Raw genomic sequence first — 21,675 nt, 5'->3', positions numbered from 1 at the left:
AAGGGCGATGCCAAGCCGGACCGGCCTTTAAGGCATCTGCCTGGCTTTCTCCTTTTCCTTCTTTTTTTCCAGTTTGGCCTGTTTTTTTTCCTTGGTGGTTTTCTGCGCTTTCTTCTTCACGTCTTTTTTGACATCCGCTGCTTTAGACATACCCGCTCCTCCCGATTGATTTTTTGTAAGGGCAATTTTTAGAGATACCCTTAAATATTATTGATGCGCCGGATTTTTGTCAAATCCGGAAGCCTCTTTAAAAGTCCGCTTCTTTCAGGTTGATCAATCCCGGGCAACATTATTTTTTTTTGCCCGTCCGTCCGGACGTTTTTTTGCCGGGATCGTCTTCTTCGGCGCCTTTTTCCCCGGGGCTTTTTTTGCCGGGGCTTTTTTTGCCGGGGCTTTCTTCTTTTTTGCCGATCCTTTTTTCGGTAAGGCGAAGTTCAGGACGTCATCCATGGTGGCGGCATAATGAAAGGCCAGGTCTTTCTTGACCTTGGCCGGGATTTCCTCGGTGTCCTTTTCATTGCCGGCCGGCAGGACGACCTCCTTGATGCCGGCCCGGTGGGCCGCGATGACCTTTTCCTTGACCCCACCGATGGGCATGACCTTGCCCCGCAGGGTGATCTCGCCGGTCATGGCCAGTTTTTCTTTTACCCGCTGCCCGGTCAGCAGCGACACCAGGGCCGTCAGGATGGTGACGCCGGCCGACGGTCCGTCCTTGGGAATGGCGCCGGAGGGGACATGAATATGAAAGTCTGATTTTTCGTAAAACTCCTCGTCAATACCGTATTTTTTCGCGTTGGCCCGGATAAAGCTCAAGGCCGCCATAGCCGACTCTTTCATGACATCACCCAGCTGGCCGGTCAGGGTCATCCCTTTTTTGCCTTTCATGGCGGTGGCTTCAATAAAGAGGATTTCTCCGCCCACCGGTGTCCAGGCCAGGCCCATGACGACACCGGGCGACAGGGAATTTTCGCCGGCTTCCGAGGTATATCGGACTGGTCCCAGATACTCCCGCAGATGCTCGACTTTAATGGACGGAGAAACCGGGACGCCTTCGGCGATTTTCGCGGCCACCCCCCGGCAGACCGAGGCGATCTCCCTTTCCGCGTTCCGCAGCCCGGCCTCCCTGGTATAATCCGAGATGATGCGGTGGATGGCGTTTTTAGAAAAGGAGATCTGGCCGGCGGTCAAGCCGTTTTCTTTGCGCTGCCGGGGAATGAGGTAGTGGGTGGCGATCTTTATTTTTTCTTCCAGGGTGTATCCTCGCAGATCGATGATTTCCATGCGGTCCCTCAGGGCCGGCGGGATGGTGTCGATGATGTTGGCAGTGCCGATGAACATGACCTTGGACAGGTCGAAGGAGACGTCCAGGTAGTGATCGGCAAAGGAATAGTTTTGTTCCGGGTCGAGAACCTCCAGCAGGGCCGAGGAGGGGTCACCCTTGAAATCGGCGCCGACCTTGTCGATTTCGTCCATCATGAAGACCGGGTTGTTTTTGCCGGATTTGCGCATTTCCTGGATGATCCGGCCCGGCAGGGCGCCGACATAGGTGCGGCGGTGACCGCGGATTTCGGCTTCATCCCGGACCCCGCCCAGGGAAATCCGCACGAATTCCCGGCCCAGGGCGCGGGCGATGGACCGGCCCAGGGAGGTCTTGCCGGTTCCCGGAGGTCCGGCAAAGCAGAGGATGGGCCCTTTTGAGCCGGGGTTCAGCTTTCTCACGGCCAGATATTCGAGGATACGCTTCTTGGGTTTTTCCAGGCCGAAATGGTCCTTGTCCAGGATGGCCCGGGCCGCCTTGATGTCCAGCTTATCCTCCGAACTTTCGTTCCAGGGAAGCTCCGTCAGCCAGTCCAGGTAGGTGGACGAAACCGTGTATTCGGAGGAGGAGGGGTGCATGCGGGAGAACCGGTCCAGTTCGCGCATGGCGGCCTTGTGCGCCTCCTCGGGCATTTTCCTGGCTTCGATTTTCTTCCTGTATTCATCAACCTCAACGCTGGTGTCGTCTTTTTCGCCCAGTTCGTCCTTGATGGCCTTCAGCTGCTTGCGCAGATAAAATTCCTTCTGCTGCTGGTTCATGTCTTCCTTGACCTGGGACTGGATCTTGTCGCCCAGTTTGAGCACTTCCACCTGATGGTTGGCCAGCCGGGTTGTTTTCCGCAACCGATCCTTGATGTCCAGGGAAGCCAGGACGTTCTGCTTTTCCTCCAGGGAACAGTTGATGGTGGAGGTGATCATGTCCGCCAGCGTGCCCGGGTCCTCGATGGTGGCGGACATGGGACCGAGTTCGTTGGGGATGACCGGGGAGATGCGCACGATGTCCTGGAATATCTTGGTCAGGTTGGCCATCAGCCCTTCGGTTTCCGTGTCTTTATTCTCCGGGTCCGGTATGGCTTCAATAAGGGCTTCCATGAAGGGCGCGTCGCTGGTGATCCGCTTGATTCTGATCCGGCTCAGTCCCTGGATCATGAGGTGAATTTTGTCCTCTTCATCCTTGGCCATTTTCAGAATCAGGGAAAGCGTGCCGATGTCATGAAGATCTTCGGCGTGGTATCGCTCCTTTCGTTCCTGTACTTTTGCCGCCACCAGGCCGATCATGCGGTTGCCGGCCATGACGCCGTCAATCATTTTGACATATTCCTTCTGCCCGACGACGATCGGGATCACCATCCGGGGGAAGAGGATGCCGTCGGCAATCGGTATGAGCGGGATCTTATCGGGGTATTTTTCCGAAGTGTTCCCGTTGGTCTCCTTGGTGCTCTGGTCGTTCATTATTCCTCCACTGTCAGCGGGGTTGCCGTTCGGTGCCGTTTATTCATCTTCGTCTCGAATGGTGACTTTCAGCGACTTGCGGGCCCGCTGCTTGACCATGGTGATTTGAAGAATTCCGGCGGAAAGAGAGGCGGAAACCCGCTCCGTGTCTATGGGCTTGGGCAGAAACAGGATGCGCTCAAACTTTCCGTACTGGATCTCCGCCAGGCAGAAGGTCGCTTCCGAAACCGAAGAGGGCGGACGGCGGTCGCCGGAAATTCGTACCGCCCGTTCATTGATTTCGATTTCCATGGACTCCTTTTCCACGCCGGCCACGGTGGCGATGATTTTGATCTCATCGGCGGTTTCAAACAGGTCCATCTGGGGTTTCCAGGTTCTGCTCAACTGGTAAAAAATAGGGCTGGCGCCGCCGAAGATGTCGTCCAGCGTTCTCCGCAACCCTTTACCGGCCTGGTCGAGGTCCGCGCTCAAGCGAATCTTGATGTAATCCATTTCCTTCTCCTGTGGTTACGATATGTCTCGCATATGGTGCCTTTCATGATAGTATACAATAATCCGAACGCGTTTCAAAGGCCGCGGTTTCATTCGCGTTTGAGCCGACGATATTGCTTGACATAAAATAAGGCCGGCGAGTAAATTAACAACGTTCCGGACATTATTTTCTATTAATTTTTCATCCATATAATTATTTCCATAACCTGTCAGGGTAAGAGCGGAGGCCCCAATGACCCGTGAAAATGTCAATATTGAGAATTTTCTGAAGCAGAAGAAGGTCAGCCAGGTCGTCTGCGACGTCAGCGCGGAAATGGCGGCCCGCCGCCATTTTGCTCCGGACGTGTGTCCGGTGTTCGACGGATCGTGTACAACGGTCCAGACCATGCCGGGCTTCAAGTTTACGATCGACCGCGAAGCCGAACGGCAATTGCCGGACATCATCGGCAACACCGTTTTGAAAATTACGCGCCAGAATTCACCGTCGGAAGATTTCAAGAATCGCTACACCGCCCGGCGCAATATCGGTATTGTGTTTTCCGGCGGACCGGCTCCGGGCGGCCATAATGTCATTGCCGGCCTTTTTGACGCGGCCAAAAAAGTCAACCCCGAAACGCGGGTCTTCGGTTTCATCCTCGGCCCGGACGGCGTCATCGAGGGGGATTACGTCGAGATCACGGCGGAGATGGTGGACGCCTACCGTAATCTCGGCGGGTTTTCCATGATCAAGACCGGCCGCACCAAGATCGACACCCCCAAGAAAATGTACCTGGCCAGGGCAACCTGCCGGGAACTGGCATTGAACGCGCTGGTCATCGTGGGCGGGGACGACTCCAATACCAACGCCGCCTTTCTCGCCCAGGAACTGCTCAAGGACGGCGTCCAGGTCATCGGCGTGCCCAAGACCATTGACGGGGATATCCAGGTCAGGGATGATGAGGGGCAGGTGCTGTGCGCCATGTCGTTCGGATTTCATTCCGCCGCCCGGTCCTTTGCCACCCAGATCGGCAACCTCTGCACGGACAGCAGTTCGGACGTCAAATACTGGCATATCTGCAAGGTGATGGGGCGGGTGGCCAGCCACCTGGCCCTGGAGGTGGCCCTGCAGACCCATCCCAACCTGACCTTTATCGGGGAGGATCTGGCCGGTTACGTGGATCACCGGCGCCTGGAAAAAGCCGATAAGGAAGGGACGGTCGATTACAGCGCCTTCGGCATGACCCTGCGTCACCTGTCCCGTTTGATCTGTGACGCCATCGTCCGGCGGGCAGCGGTGGGCAAGAATTACGGCGTCATCGTGATCCCCGAGGGCCTGCTGGAATTCATCAACGAGATCCAGGTGTTCATCATCAAGCTCAATGCCATTCTCGGGGAATACAACGCCACCCATGATACCCAGTTTCACGACGATTTCCCGAAACTGGAGGACAAGCTTGACTACCTGCGGCGTCTGGAAAGGCGGTTCCGGGAGCAGAAGGACTACACCACCTGGAATACCCGCGACGACGACCTTTTCAACGACCTGCCGCCTTTTTTCCAGGAAGGGCTGCTTATGGAACGGGACAGCCACGGGAACTTTCCCTTTTCCCAGGTGGACACGGAAAAGGTCATCATGGGCCTGGTCAAGGACTACCTCAAGATCCTCAAGGAAAACGGCGAGTACCGGATCGGCATCCGCCGGCAGCATTTTGAGGAAACTCTGACCCGCGACGGGCTGGACGCCGAGTATTTCGGCCCCTTGCTGTTCAAGAACTGGAAGTCGGATTACCTGCTGTTCAAAAAGGGCATCATGTCCAAGAAGACGCTGACCAGTGAACTGGTCCGGGGCGGCGTCATTCAGGAAAACGACAAGGTCCCAACGGCCATCGAGACGATTTACAACCAGTCGGTGCCCAGTTTCAAGACCCAGGACCATTTTTACGGTTATGACGGCCGGGGCAATAATCCGACCCGGTTTGACTGCACCTATACCTATAACCTGGGCCTGACCGTCTTTTCACTGGTCGCCAACGGCGCCACCGGGCAGATGGCGGCCATCAAAAATCTGGAAAAGGGCTTTGACCACTGGGAACCCATCGGTATTCCCATTGCCCCGCTCATGCGCCTGGAGGAGAGAAAGGGGAAACTGTCCCTGGTGCTGGAAAAGAGCGTGGTGGATACGGGCTCGCCGGCTTTCCTGGCGGTCAAGGCCCTGCGGGAACACTGGCTGGCGGCCGAGCCCGGCGAGGACTGTTTCCGGACACCCGCCCCCGTATCCCTGGACGGCCAGCATGAAGAGGACCGGCCGCTGACCCTGCTGCTGAACTCCCTGGCGGATTCGTCTCTTTCTTCGTGACGGCGCCGTGGGAAATATCCATACAAGAGAGGAAAATCCAAGATGAGCGACGCGATTTACGAAAAGCTGGCCGAAGTGCTGGACACGCTGCCGAACGGTTATCCGAGAACGGAAAGCGGCGTGGAGATTAAAATTCTGAAGAAAATGTTCGAACCGGATGAGGCGGAGCTGTTCTGCCAGCTGAAACTGAATTTTGAAAACGTGGATCAGATCGCCAAACGGACAGGCCGGCCGGTGGAAGCCCTGGCGAAGCAACTGGACGCCATGTGGCGGCGGGGACTGGTCTTCGGTGTCAGCCTCGGCGGCACGAGAATCTATAAAATGATGCCCTGGGTCTTCGGCCTGTATGAATTCCAGATCGACCGCATGGACCGGGAGTTTGTGGAGTTGTGCGAAGCCTACATGCCCCATTTCGGCGCCCAGTTTTTCCAGAACGGCCCGGCCCTCATGCGGACCATCCCCATCGAGGAAAAGCTGGCCGATTCACAGGAAGCCCTGACCTACGACCGGGTCTCTCATATTATCGAAAACGGACAGGATTTCGCGGTCAACGACTGTATCTGCAAGAAAGAGCAGCGGATGCTGGACCGGGGCTGCACAAAGCCCCTGGAGGTTTGTCTGGCCGTGGCGCCGGTTCCCGGCGTGTTCGACGATCATCCCTGGGGCCGGAAGATCACCAAGGCCGAAGCCTATGATGTCCTGCGCAAGGCCGAGGAGGCCGGACTGGTGCATCTGTCCCGGAACGTGGTCGACGGTCAGGATTTCATCTGCAACTGCTGCGGCTGCTGCTGCGGCCTGCTGCGTTCGATCAACGAATGGAAGCTGGATCCGTCGCCCATGATCAAGTCCAACTATTACGCCCTCATTGATCAGGACGCCTGTATCCAGTGCGGTGTCTGCGCTGATGAGCGGTGCCAGGTCGGGGCGGTGGAGGAGAAGGACGGCGAATACCGGGTGATCGAGAAACAATGCATCGGCTGCGGCCTGTGCGTTACCACCTGCCCCACCGAGGCCATCACGCTGGTGGCCAAGGCGCCGGCCGAACGGGAACTGCCGCCGCAGAACGAAGACCAGTGGTTTGAGAAGCGGGCCCAGTCCAGGGGCGTGGATTACAGCCAGTTTGTTAAATAACAACGCCCATGATGGCGCCGTAAAAAGATCGTTTTGTTCGCTCCACGATCATTTCGGGCGGGCTGAATGCCCTTCGCTAAATTGCTCGAACTCGGGCTTCGCCCTCGGACAACGGGCAATTTTTTAACGCGAAGTCCCTTCAGCCCTTTTTAGCGGCTGTGTTCATTTTTCAAGGGGGCGTCGGTTTTAAAGATCGGGATTCGCAGCGCCCGGAGTGACTTCTTGCTCCTGATCGTTTGCGGGATTCATCAAACGCCTTCGCTGAAATTTCAAAAACTCGGCCTGTCGGCCTCAAATAATTTGAAATTTCCGCGCTTCGGCTTTTGATGAATTTATTCCCGCAAACAATCAACGTCGCTGGCAAAGTCACACCCGGGCGCTTCCTTATGACGGGGAAGAAAAAACCGGATGCCCGGTTCGTCGATACCGGCTTAAAAATAAAAACAAGAAATCCATTACACCCGGTGTTGTGCCGGGTGTAGTCGTGGAGAAGAAGTTTATCGGAAGACAGGGGGAAGAGGATGGGCGCTGACAAGTCTTTGAAAAGTATGGTCGGGGCCATGGCCGGGGTGGTGGGCATGGAGGCGTTCTGGGGTTTCAATAAAACCATCAGAAAACAATTGGGCGTGGTCAACCTGTTGAAGATGACCGGCAAGGCGGCGGCCAGAGGCGGATTCCGTAAAACATTTTCGGACCTTGCCCAATTCCGTCTGGGCGATTTAACGGCCAACGCCTTTCTTTCCGCCTGGGAGGTTCTCGGTGACCGTGAGGCCATTGTGGACGGCGACCGGCGCTTCACCTTCGCGCAGATGCACGACCGGGTCCTGAGCCTGGCCAACGCCTTTCAGTCATACGGCGCCAAGCCCGGGGACCGCGTCGGCTGCATGCTTTACAACTGCGCCGAGTTTTTCGAGTGCTTTTACGCCGCCTGCCTGATCGGGACTCCGTTTCCGCCGGTCAACTGGCATCTGGACGGCCAGGAACTGCGCGAAACCATCAAGCTGCGCGCCCCCAAAGTGTTCATATTCGACAGCGCCTTTGCCGACCGCATCATGGCCATCAAGAACGATCTGGTCAGCGTGGAGCGGTTTATCATGGTCGGCGGAGGGACGCCGCCGCCGGGCGTGGAAAGTTACGAGGCGGTCATCAGCGGCAGCCCGGCCGACGTGCCCGAGAAGACCAGTTTTATCGTGGCCATCAACCCCTATACCGGCGGGACGACCGGCATCCCCAAGAGCTCCAATCTCTATGACAGCTTCAGCTACCTGCTCAGCGATAAGGTGGAGGCGCCCCGGAGCAGCCTGGCCGATTATCTGAAGTACATGATCATGCAGTACAGCTATTTTCATTATTACGGCTGCGCCTCCATCAAGGACCCGGTATACGGCAACATCCGTTCCCTCATCGTCACTCCCCTCTACCACGCCGGCACCGCGGCCGGGTACGCCCCCTGCCTGCTGCTCGGGGCCACTGCCGTGCTGATGAGAAAGTTCGATCCGGAAAAATACCTGCGCATGATCGAAAAGGAACGCATCTCCTGGGCCTTCGCGGTGCCCACCATCCTCCAGCGAATTCTGGCCCTGCCGGAGGAGGTCAAGGGCCGTTATGATTTGAGCTCCATGCGGGCCCTGTTTTCAGCAGCCGCGCCCTGCCCGCCTGACGTGAAAACCGCCATTAACGATCTATTCATGAAACAGGGCGCCCGGCAGCCGGTTTTTCACGAATATTACGGCAGCTCCGAGAGCGCGGTCATCACCCTGCTGCTGCCGGAGGATTATCTGGAAAAACCCGAGCGGGTCAACAGCGTGGGCAAGGCCCGCTGCGGGGATATCCTGATCTACGACGACATCAACGACGTCGTCTGCGGTCCCGGCCAGGAAGGGCTCGTGCTGGGCAGAACCGTCGGGACCATGTCCCTGCGATACCCCGGGTCGGAGGAGAAGCTCAAGGACAACCACAAGATCGTCAACGGGGTGGAGTGGTATAACGACAAGCTGATCGGTTATGTGGACGCGGACGGTTTCCTCTATCTGACCGGCCGGATCAAGGAGATGATCATATCCGGAGGCGTCAATATTTTCCCTCTGGAAATCGAAAATGTTCTGGTCAACCATCCCAAGATCGCCGACGTGGCCGTCATCCGGGCGCCGGATCCGGACCTGGGCGAAGTCCCTCTGGCCTGTATCCAGCTGCAAGAGGGGGAAACCGCCACCGCTGACGAGATCAGGGAGTTCTGCCGGCAGCGGGGGTTGAAAGGCTTCAAGATTCCCAAGGAGTTTGTTGTCTATGACGAACTGCCCCGCCATATCGACGGCAAGCTCATCAAACGGAAACTGGAAGAGCCGTTCTGGAAGGATGTCAAGCAGCGGGGTTGATCCCCCGGCTTCATTGGCCCTGCTGCTGCAGCCCCCGGGTGGCTTCCCGGGCGCGCCGCTGAATGTCTCTGGTCTGGTCATCGACCTGCCGGGCGGTTTCCCTGGCTTTCTGAAGTGACTCCACCTGCTGGACTTCGTTATCGCTCCTGTCGCTTTCCATGTTTTTGATCACCAGCAGCCCCACGATCAGCAGGGCGATGAGGGTGAGCACTAAAAAGGCGCCGCGCATAACATACCTCCTGTCTGATTGGCATACCCTTATGGGCCTTATGTTCTTCTATATATTATATCCGGTTCCCGGCCGGATAAAAAGTTTTTAAAATGTAAAAAACGCTTGACTTTTCCACGCCGGTCGGATAGGAGCAGAAAAAAGTTTGTATGAATAAATAGTAAAAATCTGATTGAAAGCAGCATGAACGCGTTCCTCCGGGCAGACAGATTTTATTTTTGCTACTTCTGGTATTACTACTTTAATACCGGTCTGCCTGTGGTGCGCTGAGTCCGATTAACAACAAAAAGTAAACAAAGCCGCGGGCGGATCGAAAACAAGCCCGCGGCTTTTTTGTTTCGCGGGCGTCCGGTCCCGGCGTTTACGAAAAAACAGGAGGGAAAAAAATGACGATTCTGGGCAAAAAAATCAGGCTGGAACGATTAATGAATCGGGACACCGGCCGAACGGTCATCGTCCCCATGGATCACGGCGTGTCCGTGGGGCCCATCGCCGGGGTGATCGACATCCGGACCGCCGTCGGCCTGGTGGCCGAAGGCGGCGCCAATGCCGTGGTGGAACATAAAGGCCTGGTCGGCAAGGGGCATCGCGGCCGGGGACGGGACATCGGGCTGATTATCCACCTGTCGGCTTCGACCAGCCTGTCGCCGACGCCCAACGCCAAGACACTGGTGTGTACGGTTGAGGAAGCGGTCAAACTGGGCGCCGACGGTGTTTCCATTCACGTCAACATCGGCGACCGGGACGAGAAACAGATGCTCCACGATTTCGGCCGGATCAGCTCGGACGCCCGGGAGTGGGGCATGCCGCTGCTGGCCATGATCTATCCCCGGGGAGAGAAGATCAAAAACGAATACGATGTTTCCTTTATCAAACACGCCGCCCGGGTGGGCGACGAACTCGGTGCCGATATCGTCAAGGTCTCCTACACCGGCAGCGTCGCCACCTTCCGCGAGGTGGTGGCCGGGTGCGCCGTGCCGGTGGTCATCGCCGGCGGACCCAAGATGGACTCGGACCGGGCTATCCTGGAGATGGTCCGGGGGTCGGTCGACGCCGGCGGCGCCGGTGTGTCTATCGGCCGGAACGTTTTCCAGCATGCCCATCCGGCTCGGATGGTGGCCGCCATCGCGGCCGTGGTCAATGACGGCGCCAGCGTGGAACGGGCTTTGAAAATGCTCAAACAACCAAGCCGCGGGAAGGGGAAATAGCATGCGGACAATCTGGGTAAAGGTCGATCCCTGGAACAAGAAAATGGTGACGACCGCGCTGGAGGGGGGGGCTGACGGTATTCTGGTGCCGCCGGGATATTCCCATAAGGTCAAGGAACTGGGCCGGATTGACACCATCGCCGAAGACGGGGACCTGAAACTCGGCGAGGAGGTAGTCGTGTTTGAAATCACTTCCGGCGCCGATGAAGAGGAGATCCTTCGGCTCTGCCGGGATAAAAAAGTGATTCTGCAGTGCCGGGACTGGACCATCATTCCCCTGGAAAATCTCATCGCCAGGGGGGCCGATGTCATCACGCGGGTGGCCAGCGCCGCGGAAGCCCGTACCGCGATGGGCATTCTGGAGAAGGGGGTCAGCCGCCTACTGCTGGATGTACCCGATCCGGCCGAACTGAAGAAGGCCCTGGAGGAGGTCCGCGGGGCGCCTGAACGGACGCCGCTTCAGGCGGCGGAAATAACGGATATCATCGCCGTCGGCATGGGCGACCGGGTCTGCGTGGACACCTGCACCGCCATGACCGAAGGCCAGGGCATGCTGGTGGGCAACAGCAACCGGGCCCTTTTCCTGGTCCATTCGGAAAGTGTCGTCAATCCTTACGTCGCGCCGCGGCCGTTTCGCGTCAACGCCGGTCCGGTCCACGCCTATACCCGGGTGCCGGGCGGAAAGACGCGCTACCTGTCGGAACTGGCCGCCGGAGACCGGATTTTCATCACCGACTACCAGGGCAACACGACCGATGCCGTGGTGGGTCGGCTGAAGATCGAAAAGCGGCCACTCATGCTGGTCAAGGCGGTCTGCGAGGGCAGTGCCATTACCACCATCGTGCAGAACGCCGAGACCATCCGTCTGACCGCTCCGGACGGCAAACCGGTATCGGTGGTGACCTTGAAACCCGGTGACGGGGTGCTGGTGTCCATGGAGGCGGGGGGCCGGCATTTCGGTTACCGGATTGAAGAAACCATAACGGAAAAATAGACGCCGGGTGGCTTCCCCCGGGTACCGTCAACCAGGGTAACGCGAACGGAAAACGATCATGAACCCGAATAAAGAGGATGAAACCCGGCAGCGGATTGCAGCCGTCCGCCGGGATATCGATGCCATTGACGCCAGGATTCTGGACCAGCTCAACGAAAGGCTGTCCCTGGCCCGGCGGATCGGCGAGTACAAGGCTGCGGCCGGCCACGCCATCGTGGACAAGGCCCGGGAGGATCAAATGCTACGGGCCCTGGCCGCCCGGAACCCCGGGCCGCTTGCCAATGACGGCCTGAAGCGGATTTTTTCCGAAATCATCGCCGCCTCCCGGCAGCTCCAGGAACCCCGGGTGATTTCCTATCTGGGACCGGAGGCGACCTTCACCCATTTTGCCGCTCTTGAGTATTTTGAAACATACGACCGGCTGGTTCCCCAGCCGAGCATCAAGGACGTGTTCGACGAGGTGGAAAAGGGCGCCAGCCGCTATGGCGTCGTGCCGGTGGAGAACTCCATCGAAGGGGCGGTGAACCATACCCTGGACCTGTTCCAGGAGGCCGACCTGAAGATATGCGGAGAGATCTACCTGGTCATTTCCCACGATCTGCTGTCGCGTTCGGGCCGGATGGAGGACATCCGCACGATCTATTCCCATCCACAGACCTTCGCGCAATGCCGCCGCTGGCTCGGCAAGCACCTGCCGGAGGCGGACCTGGTGGAGTGCAGCAGCAACGCCCAGGCCGCCAAAATGGCCCTGACCGCCGACCGGGCCGGCGCCATCGCCGGCGGGGAAGCCGGACGGATATACGGGTTGCAGGTGGTGGCCTCCCGGATCCAGGATGTCGCCCGCAACACTACCCGTTTTCTGGTGATCGGCAACGAGCGCGTGCCGGTCACCGGCAACGACAAGACGTCGCTCATGTTCGTCACGGCCCATGTGCCCGGCGCCCTGTTCAAGGCCCTTGGCCCCATCGCCGAAGCGGGAGTCAACATGATCAAGCTGGAATCCCGGCCGGCCAAATACGAGAACTGGAGTTATGTTTTCTTCGTCGATCTTCTGGGACATGCCGAGGAGGAGCCTGTAAAAGGGACCCTGGCCCGCATGAAGGACAGCTGTCAGTTCCTCAAAGTGCTCGGCTCTTATCCCGTGGCGACGATGGGAGGATAAGCAAGATGGCCATTAACGCCAAATCGACGGTTTACTGCGTTCTGGGGGATCCGGTGGCCCACAGCCGGAGCCCGGTCATGCACAATGCCGCCTTTGCCGCCGCCGGCATCAACGACGCCTATGTCGCTTTCCGGGTGAAGGATATTGCCGGCGCTGTCGGCGGTATCCGCGCCCTGGGCATCGGCGGCGCCAGCATCACCATTCCCCACAAGGTGTCCGCCATGGCCCACCTGGACGAGGTGGATGAGGAGGCCCGCCGCATCGGCGCCGTCAACACCGTCGTCAACCGCGACGGCCGCCTGGTCGGTCATAATACGGACTGGCAGGGGGCGATCCGGGCGCTGCTGGAAAAGACCGTTGTCCGCGGTCGCACCGTCCTGGTGATCGGGGCCGGCGGCGCGGCCCGGGCCGTGGCTTACGGCGTGGCCCGCGAGGGCGGCCGGCTGCTGATCGCCGACCTGACCGTGGCCGGGGCCAAACCCCTGGCCCGGGACTTCGGCGGCGACGCCCTGGCCGTGGCCGAAGCCGGATCCTGCGAGTGGGATGTCCTGATCAATACCTCGCCGGTGGGAATGGCGCCGGACAGCGATGTATCGCCGGTTCCACGGGAGTGGTTCAGACCGGGCGGGGTGGTCATGGATATTGTTTATAACCCCTTGAAAACCCGGCTGCTCAAGGAAGCCGCCGAATGCGGTTGTGAAACCATCGACGGGCTGGCCATGTTCGTTTATCAGGGCGCCGCCCAGTTTGAAGCCTGGACCGGCCGGCCGGCGCCGGTGGAGGTCATGCGACAGGCGGTACTGGTGGCATTACAGACCGATGAAGAATAATGGACGCCTAATCGATAAAAACAGGGCAGAGCGCCATGATTGAAATAAAAACGAGTAAGATCAGAAACTGCGCGGTAACCGTGCCGGGCTCAAAGAGCTATACCCACCGCTGCCTGATCGCCGCGGCTCTTTCCGACGGCGTCTGCGAATTGGAAAACTGCCTGCACAGCGAAGATACGCACCTGACCCGGCAGGCCCTGACGCAGATGGGGGTCCGCTTCGATGAGAGTAACGGCACGACGACGGTGTACGGCACCGGCGGCCGGCTGACGGCCTGTCATGATCCCCTCTTTCTGGGCAACTCCGGCACTTCCATGCGGCTGCTGACCGCGGTGGCGGCACTGGGTGAGGGACCTTACATCCTCACCGGTACCGAGCGGATGCAGCAGCGGCCCATCGGCGACCTGCTGGACGGCTTAAACCGGATCGGTGTTTCCGCCCGCAGCCTGAACCAGAAAGGGTTCCCGCCCCTGTCCGTTGACGGCCGGGACATCACCGGCGGGCATATTGACCTCAAATGCGGGCTAAGCAGCCAGTTTCTGTCGGCCCTTCTCCTGATCGGCCCCTATATTAAGGAAGGACTGGATATATCCGTGGTGGAAGGGCCGGTTTCCAAACCTTACATCGACCTGACGGTCAGCATCATGGAAAGATTCGGGGTGGAACTGGACAGAAACCGGTACGCCCGTTTCCGCGTGGTCGGCGGCCAGTGTTATCATGCCGGCCGGTATGTCGTGGAGGCGGATGCCTCCCAGGCCAGCTACTTCTGGGCCGCGGCCGCCGTCACCGGCGCCACCGTCAAGGTGCTGGGCATGTCGAGGGCTTCAGGGCAGGGGGATATCCGCTTCCTGGAAGTGCTCGAGGCCATGGGTTGCCGGGTCGACCATGAATCCGACGGCATCAGCGTGACCGGCGGCCGGCTGGTATCCGTGGAAGTGGACATGGCGGACATGCCCGACGTGGTGCCGACCCTGGCGGTGGTGGCGGCCTTCGCCCGGGGCACGACGGTCATCCGGAACGTGGCCCACCTGAAAGCCAAGGAAAGCGACCGGCTGGCGGTGGTGGCCGGAAATCTGGCCCGGATGGGGATCGTCGCCATGGACGACCATGTCGGCCTGACTGTTATGGGCGGGCGTCCGACGGGAGCGCGCATCGATCCGGCCAATGACCACCGCATGGCCATGAGTTTTGCCGTGGCCGGACTGGTCACGCCGGGAGTGATTATTGAAGACGAGACCTGCGTGGAGAAATCCTTTCCTGATTTCTGGCGGGTATTTGAGACACTCTATGGACCGTAAACCGGAAGAGACCAATATTTTTCTCATCGGATACCGCTGCACCGGCAAGACGAGTGTGGGGATGCGGCTGGCGGAACTGACCGGAAAGCGATTCGTGGACGCCGATGACTGGTTTACCGCCCGGCACGGCATCATTTCCGAGTATGTGGCCGCGTATGGTTGGGATGAATTCCGCCGGCAGGAGACCGCTATCCTGAAAACCATCGCCCGGGGCGGTGACCAGGTGATCGCCACCGGGGGCGGTGTTGTCCTCAAATCCGAGAACGTGGCGGTCATGAAAGCACGCGGCCTGGTGGTCTGGCTGACGGCCTCGGAAGAGACCATCGCCCGCCGCATGGCGGCGGACCCCGTCACCGCCGTCTCCCGCCCGGGGCTGACCGCCCTGCCGCTGCGGGACGAAATCGCCAAAACACTGGCGGAGCGGATGCCGTTATACCGGCGGGCCATGGATTTTTGCGTTGACACCGACGGGCTGCCGGTGGAGGATGTCTGCCGGCGCATTATCGACGAGGTCGCCGGGAAAGGATAGATCATGTCTGGCAATACGTGGGGAAGGCTGTTTCGCGTTACCACCTGGGGGGAGTCTCACGGTCCGGCCATGGGCGTGGTGGTCGACGGCTGCCCGCCGGGCATCCCTCTGGACCAAACCGTGATTCAGGCCATGCTGGATCGCCGCCGGCCGGGCGGGGTCGGAACCAGCACGAAACGCCGGGAGGAGGACCGGGCCGTCATCCTGTCGGGCATTTTCGAAGGCGTCACCACCGGAACGCCGATCCTGATCATGGCTGAAAACCGGGACGCCGATTCTTCGGCTTATGCTCCCTATGCCGGTCTTTTCCGGCCGGGTCACGGGGATATAACGTATACCCGCAAGTACGGCGTCAGGGACTGGCGGGGCGGCGGCCGGGCTTCGGCCCGGGAGACCCTGGCCCGGGTAGCTGGCGGCGCCGTGGCCCGGGCGGTTCTGGAACGGGCGGGAATAACGGTCTGTTCCTATACGCAGGAACTGGGCGGTATTGCCGCGGCCACGGTTGATCTGGCGGAGGCCGGTCAAAACCTTTTCTGCTGCCCGGATTCCGCAGCCGCCCTGAAGATGGAAGCACGTGTAGCCGAGGTCCGGGCGCGGGGAGACTCCCTGGGAGGCATAGTGGCGGTAAAGGCCGCCGGTGTCCCCGCCGGCCTGGGGGAACCGGTTTTCGATAAGCTGGACGCTGATATCGCCAAGGCCCTGATGAGCATCGGCGCCGTCAAGGGCGTGGAGATCGGTGCCGGTTTTTCGGCCGCCGCCCGCCTGGGATCGGAAAACAATGACGAAATCATGCCGGACGGGTTCGCCTCCAATAATGCCGGCGGTATTCTGGCCGGCATTTCCAATGGCGACGAGATCGTGGCGCGGGTGGCGGTCAAGCCTATTCCCTCCATCGCCAGGGAACAGCGAACCATCGACCGGGACGGCAACCCCGCCGTGATTTCCGTGAAGGGCCGGCACGATATCGCCGCCATTCCCCGCATTAACGTGGTTTGTGAGGCCATGCTCTGCCTGGTTCTGGCGGATCATCTTCTCAGACAGAAAGCGATTCAATGGACAGTGTGACGATCGGGATCATCGGCGGCACCGGCGGCATGGGCCGCTGGTTTGAAAAATATTTCACGGATTGCGGACACCGGGTGCTCATCGCCGGCAGAAAAACGGCCCTGACTTACCATGACCTGGCCAGGCAGTGCCGGGTGGTGGCCATCAGCACCCCGCTTAACCCGGCCCTGGAGATTATCGAATCCATCGGCCCCGCCCTGCGGGAGGACCAGTTGCTGGTGGACTTCTGCTCCCAGAAGGAGGCCATCGTCGCCCGTATGGCCGCAGCCACCCGGGCCGATGTCATCGGCACCCACCCCATGTTCGCGCCCAATACCCCTTCTCTTCAGGGGCTGAATGTCATTGTCTGTCCGGCCCGGGATCTTCACGGCTGGCTGCCCTGGCTTGAGGGACTGTTTGCGGCCGGCGGCGGCGTGGTTACCCGCATGGATCCGGCCGAGCATGACCGCAAGATGGCCATGGCCCAGAGCCTGATGCATTTTCTGACCCTTTCCCTGGGCCGGATGCTACAGCACCTGGAGGTGACGCCGCAGGAGGCCTTCCTCTTCGCGACGCCCATTTTCCGGATCAACGTCGATCTGATCGGCCGTCTTTTTTCCCAGGATATCACCCTGTACGCGGAACTGGTCAGGGATAACCGGCATGCCCCTGAGATGGTGAGGCGCTTTTCCGACGCCATGGAGGAAACCCGCCGGGCGTTTGCCGGGAAGGATATGGAGCGAACCCTGTCCTACATGAAGTCCATCGGCGCTTTTTTCGGTAAGGAATTCTGCGACCAGGCCCTGACGGAAACGACCCGGGCGCTGAGCGTCATGTATCAGAAGTAGGGGGGCGACCGGCGGGCCGCCGGGGGAAACGAGCCGCAGGGGGCACGGCACGCCGTGCCTTATTTTAATTGCCGTTTGTCGCGGCGGGCGGAAAAATCCGTCAGGGGACGCAGCGGCGTCTTGGCGACCTTCTTCTCCGATTCCTTCTCGTCTTTCATCTGCATGGCGGACATGAGCATGTTCATCAGCGGCTGCTTGATAACGTTGTCCCGTTTGCGGCAGACCCCCTCGACCTCGATGATGATCTTGTCCCAGGTCAGCAGCTCAAGGGCGGCTTTCAATCCCATCAGCTGGCCGGTGGCGGCGTTGATGAGATTGCCTTCCCGGAAGTACAGGTTGCCGGTCTTGTCCCCGGAGGTGATTTTGATGGTGGCCGTTTTCTTTTCCATTTCCAGCAGCTGCAGGAAGGAGGAAAGGCTGATGCCGGAAATCCGTCCTTCGGCGCCGGCGTTGAGCTGCTCGAAGACCGCGTCCGTCAGGATATCCATGTTGAGCGGTTTTTCAAGATATTTAAAGGCGCCCAGCGCCATGACCTTCTCCTCGATTTCTTTCGATCCGAAGGCGGTCATGATGAACACCGGCGTCCCCGGGTAGTTCTTGTCCATGTACTCCAGTAACTGCAGGCCATCCATGACAGGCATTTCCAGATCGCTGATGATCAGGTCGATGGTGTGTTCGGTCATCAGATAGGCGGCCTCTTCGCCGTTCTGCGCGGTCAGTATCTCAAAATCCTGAGCATAGGGTTTCATGACCCGGGATAACAGACCTCTGGAAACCGCATCATCGTCGACGATGAGAACTTTTTTCACCGGTTGTCATACCTTAATATATAGAGCATGATGGCTCATGATTATGTTTTCGGGCGTGTTTGGCTATTTATAATGAATCGCGCATGGGGTGTCAAGAGACAAGCGCTTTAGCGGCCGCATATGTTGAAAGCGTTACATCCGTCACCGGACCGGATTCTCCCGATTCTACCCTGCTCCTCATTCCAATCCGGGTTTATCAGTGGGCCTTTTCAATGGCGGCAGCATGTTGCCGGATTTTTTCCACGGCACGACGCACCTTGTCGTCAGGACGGAGTTCGAGGGCCTGATTGAGAAAAAGCAGCGCCTGATCATATCGACCCCGTTCCGCGTAATAACGGCCTAACAGACAATACGGTTGTTCACGATCCGGGAATTTCATGATCAGATCGTGCCAGACGGCAGCGGCCCGGCCGGGCTTCTTCAGTCGCTCCTGGCAATCGGCCAGGCTCATGGCTACCGCGAAATAGAATTCAGGATCCGTGTCTTTTCCCAGGCTGGAATAAACCCGCTGGAAATCCGCTGCCGCCCGGGCATACTGTTGCCCGGCCTGGTAATGGACGCCCCGGTTGTAAATGGCGATCGGCATGGACCGCGCCGCATAAGCCGTCCGTCTGGATTCGGCGTTAAGCGCGAAAAACAGAAGGATCAGAAGGGCCGCCAGGCCGATTCGGCCTTTCCACCCCAGGCCGGAAGAGATCCGGGGCAGCCGCCACAGAGCGGTGGCGCTGATAATACAGAACAGCGGTATCAGGGGCATCCGGAAACGGCTGAGAACGTAAAAGAATACGACGGACAGAACCCCGGTTATAAAATAAAGCGTCAGCGGCCGGTGATATTTTCCTCCGCGATCCCGCCACAGGAATACCAGCCCCGCAATTGTCAGCGGCGATAGAATACCAAGAGAGACGGAAGGCAGCCGCAGTATGGGCAGCACTTCCTGCTGGGCATAAAAATCAATAAACTGGGAAAATTCGTAATTAAAAAAAAAGGCATACAGCTTGGAAAACTGAAGACCGATCCAGTCCGGCCAGTGATCAACGATATCTTTTGCCAGAAATGACAGAAACCCCCACAGGCTGTTTCCGTGCTGATTTAAAAGGTTGTTCCAGCTGTCCGGCCAGCGCCAGAAAACGCCGGCTGCCTGATGATAGTGGCTGTTCATCATGACATGACGTCCCTGGCTGGTTATGGCCAGAAGATCAGCGCCGGCCAGATAATTTCGTATCATGAGCAGCCCGTACAGGGCTCCCGCTGGCGCCGTGAAACGGAACATGGCCCGTTTGCCGCCGCGGCTCCATCCCAGAAACGCCAACCCGGCAAGGAACAGGGCAAGATTGTTGGGGCGGCATAAAAAAGCCCAGCCGTAAAGAGCGCCGGACAGGATCAGATACCTGGGTGAACCGTCCTGAACCGACCGGACCAGGCAATATAATCCGGCGGTCAGCAGGAAGGTCAGCAGGGACGCCATTAACAGCGCGCCTTCATAGCAAAGCGCCGGAAGATAGAGCGCGTAAAACAGGGCGGCCGTCAGAGCCGTTTTTTCCGTGAACAGCCGTCGGGCCAGCAGGTAGATCATCAGCCCGGTCAGTACGCCCAGGCACCACTGGATCACAGCCGCCACACCGGGGTCCGGAGCCAGAAAATGATATAGGGCTCCCACAAAATATAAGTAACCGGGCGCCCGGGTTATGACCCCGTCTTCACCGAGGACATGGCCGTCGGCAATCTTCAGCGCTGTCGCGTGATAGTAGGCCTGATCGTCAGGATGCAGAAAGCGGCCGAATCCGGGGTAGTGACAAACCTGGAGAGAATAGCCGAGTCGCAGCAGCGTCATCAGCAGGAGGATCAGGATCAGGGCGGTCCGGACATACAGCTTTTCTTTTGCCCGGGGCGTCATCGGTTCGTGAGACATAAGATAGCCTGACCCCTTTTTCCATGAGATATCTGAACGTATACCATCCCGCCGCCGGCTGCAACTTAAAAACCCGGCCATGGGTATCGGCATCCGGAGGAAAAAAGGCTGTACTTTGCCTGATGAAATATGATAAGTTGCCAGACATCCTAAATGTAAAATACAATCTGAACAGGTAATTATGAAAAAAATCGTGACCGTTGCCAATCCACGGCAGGGCTCCGGTAAAACCGCCCTGGCGGTCAATATCGCGGCCTGCCTGGCACTGATGGAGAAGAAGACGCTGCTGGTGGACGGTGATCCGCAGGGGGGCGCCACTTCCTGCCTGCTTCCGCCGGATGCCGTTTCCCGCCCGGGGCTGAACGCTTTTTTATCGGATCGGGCGGATTTTGCGTCCGTCGCGGCGGGCACCGCCCTTGATTTTCTCAAGGTTATTCCCGCCGGGACTGATCTGTTCATGGCTGAACAGGACATGCTGTCCGTTCCGGATAAAATCGGTCGGCTGAGCCGCAAACTTGAACCCCTAGCCGGGGAGTTTGATCACATCCTGATCGATTCCGCCTCTTCGCTGGGCCCGCTCACGATATGCGCGCTGTCCGCGTCGGCGTCCGTTCTGATTCCATTGCCCTGCCGGCCGGGGGCGCAATCGGCGCTGGAAGCCCTGCTGCCGGTGGTGGCCGACGTCAAAAAACAGCGGCGTCGAGACTTGACCATCGCCGGAGTCGTGTTTACCCATTGCGACGGCTGGCAGGAAGCCAGCGGAATTTTTTCTGAAGAGGTATTGGCGGGAATCCAGACCGTTGTTCTGAATACGATGATTCCCAAGAGCGAGACACCGGCGAGCGGATCGTATCATGAGCCGCCGGCGGTACTTCGGGATGTCATGTCAACGGCTTCGGAAAGATACCTGGAGGTAACGGCCGAACTGCTGAGTCGCTGAACACCATGGAACCGTTTGGACGGGGCTGATTCACGCGATCCGTCGGCTCATTTTGAAAAGGGAGGGATGACCGGTGAGGGTAACTAATTCCGATGTAATTAAAAACCGGGAGAAAGAGTTGCTGGAGATGATCTCCGGCGATCTGGACCGGGATGTCATGCGGAAAATGCTGTCCGCCAAGTACCAGATGGAGTTGGACGGCGACCGCCTGACCTGCCGGGGCGGGGAACTGGTGGTGCATGACAATCAGGTGGCTTATCAGATCGAATATGAAGCCGTGGTGACCCTGTCGCTGATGTTCAACCGCCAGGGCTTGTGCCTGGAGATCGTGCCGTCGGCGGCCGGCGAAGGGGCCGGCAAAACCGACGCGGAAACGCCGGAAAGCGGCTACTACGCCTATGCTCCTGAAGGCAAGGCCGCGGATGAGGTGATCCCGGACGACGGTCATTACGCTTACACCTGCCGGGAGAAGACATCATATGCGGCGGCTTATGAGGCCGGTGAATATGCCGATGCCGCCACCGGGCAGGAGTCGGGGAAGGGCATCCCGGAAACCGGGCATTATGCCTATGCGGCTTCCGGTAGCGCGGTTGACGATGCCGCTCAACAAGAGGGCGCCTATGCCGCTGCCGACATCGAAAAAGCGGCCGGCTCCTCGGAAGAAAACGTGGCACCGGGCGCCGCCGATGGCGGTGACCCCCCTTCGGCCCGCATGGCCTCGACCATCGCGGAGATGATTGCCGAAATCAACAAAGTCTGATGGATATCAG

General features: G+C 58.9%; 19 protein-coding genes. 13 read left to right on the top strand and 6 right to left on the bottom strand.

Annotated features, from left to right (window positions below; genetic code table 11):
* Positions 1 to 27: 27 nt before the first annotated feature.
* The 3 genes from AB1724_05615 to AB1724_05605 all read right to left on the bottom strand — a co-directional run bounded on the left by AB1724_05615 (position 28) and on the right by AB1724_05605 (position 3,261).
* Entirely contained in the window at positions 28 to 150 is a 123-nt protein-coding gene (locus tag AB1724_05615) for a hypothetical protein (protein MEW6077266.1), read from the bottom strand.
* Positions 151 to 273: 123 nt separating this feature from the next.
* Entirely contained in the window at positions 274 to 2,769 is a 2,496-nt protein-coding gene (gene lon / locus AB1724_05610) for an endopeptidase La (GenBank protein ID MEW6077265.1), read from the bottom strand.
* A gap of 39 nt (positions 2,770 to 2,808) precedes the next feature.
* On the bottom strand, positions 2,809 to 3,261 hold the full coding sequence (locus tag AB1724_05605; protein ID MEW6077264.1) for an Hsp20/alpha crystallin family protein: 453 nt from the start codon (positions 3,259 to 3,261) through the stop codon (positions 2,809 to 2,811).
* 232 nt (positions 3,262 to 3,493) lie between these two features.
* On the opposite strand from AB1724_05605, the gene AB1724_05600 reads away from it, so the two are divergent.
* The 3 genes from AB1724_05600 (at position 3,494) to AB1724_05590 (ending at position 9,102) form a co-directional block, all read left to right on the top strand.
* A complete protein-coding gene (locus AB1724_05600; GenBank protein ID MEW6077263.1) occupies positions 3,494 to 5,596 on the top strand; it encodes a 6-phosphofructokinase in 2,103 nt (700 codons plus the stop codon).
* A 42-nt stretch (positions 5,597 to 5,638) separates the two neighbouring features.
* Positions 5,639 to 6,727: a 4Fe-4S dicluster-binding protein gene (locus AB1724_05595; protein ID MEW6077262.1), complete on the top strand. Its 1,089-nt coding sequence runs from the start codon at positions 5,639 to 5,641 to the stop codon at positions 6,725 to 6,727.
* Positions 6,728 to 7,248: 521 nt separating this feature from the next.
* Positions 7,249 to 9,102: an AMP-binding protein gene (locus AB1724_05590; GenBank protein MEW6077261.1), complete on the top strand. Its 1,854-nt coding sequence runs from the start codon at positions 7,249 to 7,251 to the stop codon at positions 9,100 to 9,102.
* 10 nt (positions 9,103 to 9,112) lie between these two features.
* Here AB1724_05590 and AB1724_05585 read toward each other — a convergent pair whose 3' ends face one another.
* Positions 9,113 to 9,331: a hypothetical protein gene (locus AB1724_05585; protein ID MEW6077260.1), complete on the bottom strand. Its 219-nt coding sequence runs from the start codon at positions 9,329 to 9,331 to the stop codon at positions 9,113 to 9,115.
* A gap of 386 nt (positions 9,332 to 9,717) precedes the next feature.
* On the opposite strand from AB1724_05585, the gene AB1724_05580 reads away from it, so the two are divergent.
* The 8 genes from AB1724_05580 to AB1724_05545 are packed head-to-tail and all read left to right on the top strand — an operon-like array spanning position 9,718 to position 17,244.
* Positions 9,718 to 10,539 carry a 2-amino-3,7-dideoxy-D-threo-hept-6-ulosonate synthase gene (locus AB1724_05580; GenBank protein MEW6077259.1) on the top strand — a complete coding sequence of 274 codons (822 nt, stop codon included), beginning with the start codon at positions 9,718 to 9,720 and terminating at the stop codon, positions 10,537 to 10,539.
* Between the two features lies 1 nt (position 10,540).
* Entirely contained in the window at positions 10,541 to 11,533 is a 993-nt protein-coding gene (locus AB1724_05575) for a 3-dehydroquinate synthase II (GenBank protein MEW6077258.1), read from the top strand.
* Positions 11,534 to 11,591: 58 nt separating this feature from the next.
* Positions 11,592 to 12,695 (top strand): prephenate dehydratase, encoded by a 1,104-nt coding sequence (gene pheA, locus AB1724_05570; protein ID MEW6077257.1) that lies wholly within the window; start codon positions 11,592 to 11,594, stop codon positions 12,693 to 12,695.
* A gap of 5 nt (positions 12,696 to 12,700) precedes the next feature.
* On the top strand, positions 12,701 to 13,525 hold the full coding sequence (locus tag AB1724_05565; protein ID MEW6077256.1) for a shikimate dehydrogenase: 825 nt from the start codon (positions 12,701 to 12,703) through the stop codon (positions 13,523 to 13,525).
* A 35-nt stretch (positions 13,526 to 13,560) separates the two neighbouring features.
* Complete coding sequence (aroA, locus tag AB1724_05560; GenBank protein MEW6077255.1) at positions 13,561 to 14,823, top strand: 3-phosphoshikimate 1-carboxyvinyltransferase; 1,263 nt, start codon at positions 13,561 to 13,563, stop codon at positions 14,821 to 14,823.
* Positions 14,813 to 15,352 carry a shikimate kinase gene (locus AB1724_05555; GenBank protein ID MEW6077254.1) on the top strand — a complete coding sequence of 180 codons (540 nt, stop codon included), beginning with the start codon at positions 14,813 to 14,815 and terminating at the stop codon, positions 15,350 to 15,352. Before aroA ends, AB1724_05555 begins: the two co-directional genes overlap by 11 nt.
* 3 nt (positions 15,353 to 15,355) lie before the next feature.
* Entirely contained in the window at positions 15,356 to 16,417 is a 1,062-nt protein-coding gene (aroC, locus tag AB1724_05550) for a chorismate synthase (protein ID MEW6077253.1), read from the top strand.
* Positions 16,405 to 17,244: a prephenate dehydrogenase/arogenate dehydrogenase family protein gene (locus AB1724_05545; protein MEW6077252.1), complete on the top strand. Its 840-nt coding sequence runs from the start codon at positions 16,405 to 16,407 to the stop codon at positions 17,242 to 17,244. Before aroC ends, AB1724_05545 begins: the two co-directional genes overlap by 13 nt.
* A 59-nt stretch (positions 17,245 to 17,303) precedes the next feature.
* Here the strand turns inward: AB1724_05545 and AB1724_05540 are convergent, their stop codons facing one another.
* Positions 17,304 to 18,053, bottom strand: coding sequence for a response regulator (locus AB1724_05540; protein MEW6077251.1), 750 nt, complete (start codon positions 18,051 to 18,053; stop codon positions 17,304 to 17,306).
* Positions 18,054 to 18,249: 196 nt separating this feature from the next.
* Positions 18,250 to 19,965 carry a glycosyltransferase family 39 protein gene (locus AB1724_05535; GenBank protein ID MEW6077250.1) on the bottom strand — a complete coding sequence of 572 codons (1,716 nt, stop codon included), beginning with the start codon at positions 19,963 to 19,965 and terminating at the stop codon, positions 18,250 to 18,252.
* A gap of 181 nt (positions 19,966 to 20,146) precedes the next feature.
* On the opposite strand from AB1724_05535, the gene AB1724_05530 reads away from it, so the two are divergent.
* Together AB1724_05530 and AB1724_05525 are read left to right on the top strand one after the other, a co-directional pair.
* Positions 20,147 to 20,905: a ParA family protein gene (locus AB1724_05530; protein ID MEW6077249.1), complete on the top strand. Its 759-nt coding sequence runs from the start codon at positions 20,147 to 20,149 to the stop codon at positions 20,903 to 20,905.
* A 73-nt stretch (positions 20,906 to 20,978) separates the two neighbouring features.
* Positions 20,979 to 21,665 carry a hypothetical protein gene (locus AB1724_05525; GenBank protein MEW6077248.1) on the top strand — a complete coding sequence of 229 codons (687 nt, stop codon included), beginning with the start codon at positions 20,979 to 20,981 and terminating at the stop codon, positions 21,663 to 21,665.
* Positions 21,666 to 21,675: the final 10 nt, after the last annotated feature.

Source organism: Thermodesulfobacteriota bacterium, assembly GCA_040753795.1.
Classification (GTDB): domain Bacteria; phylum Desulfobacterota; class Desulfobacteria; order Desulfobacterales; family Desulfosudaceae; genus JBFMDX01.
Note: the sequence above shows the minus strand (reverse complement) of the source record. Positions and strands in the feature narration are given on the sequence as shown.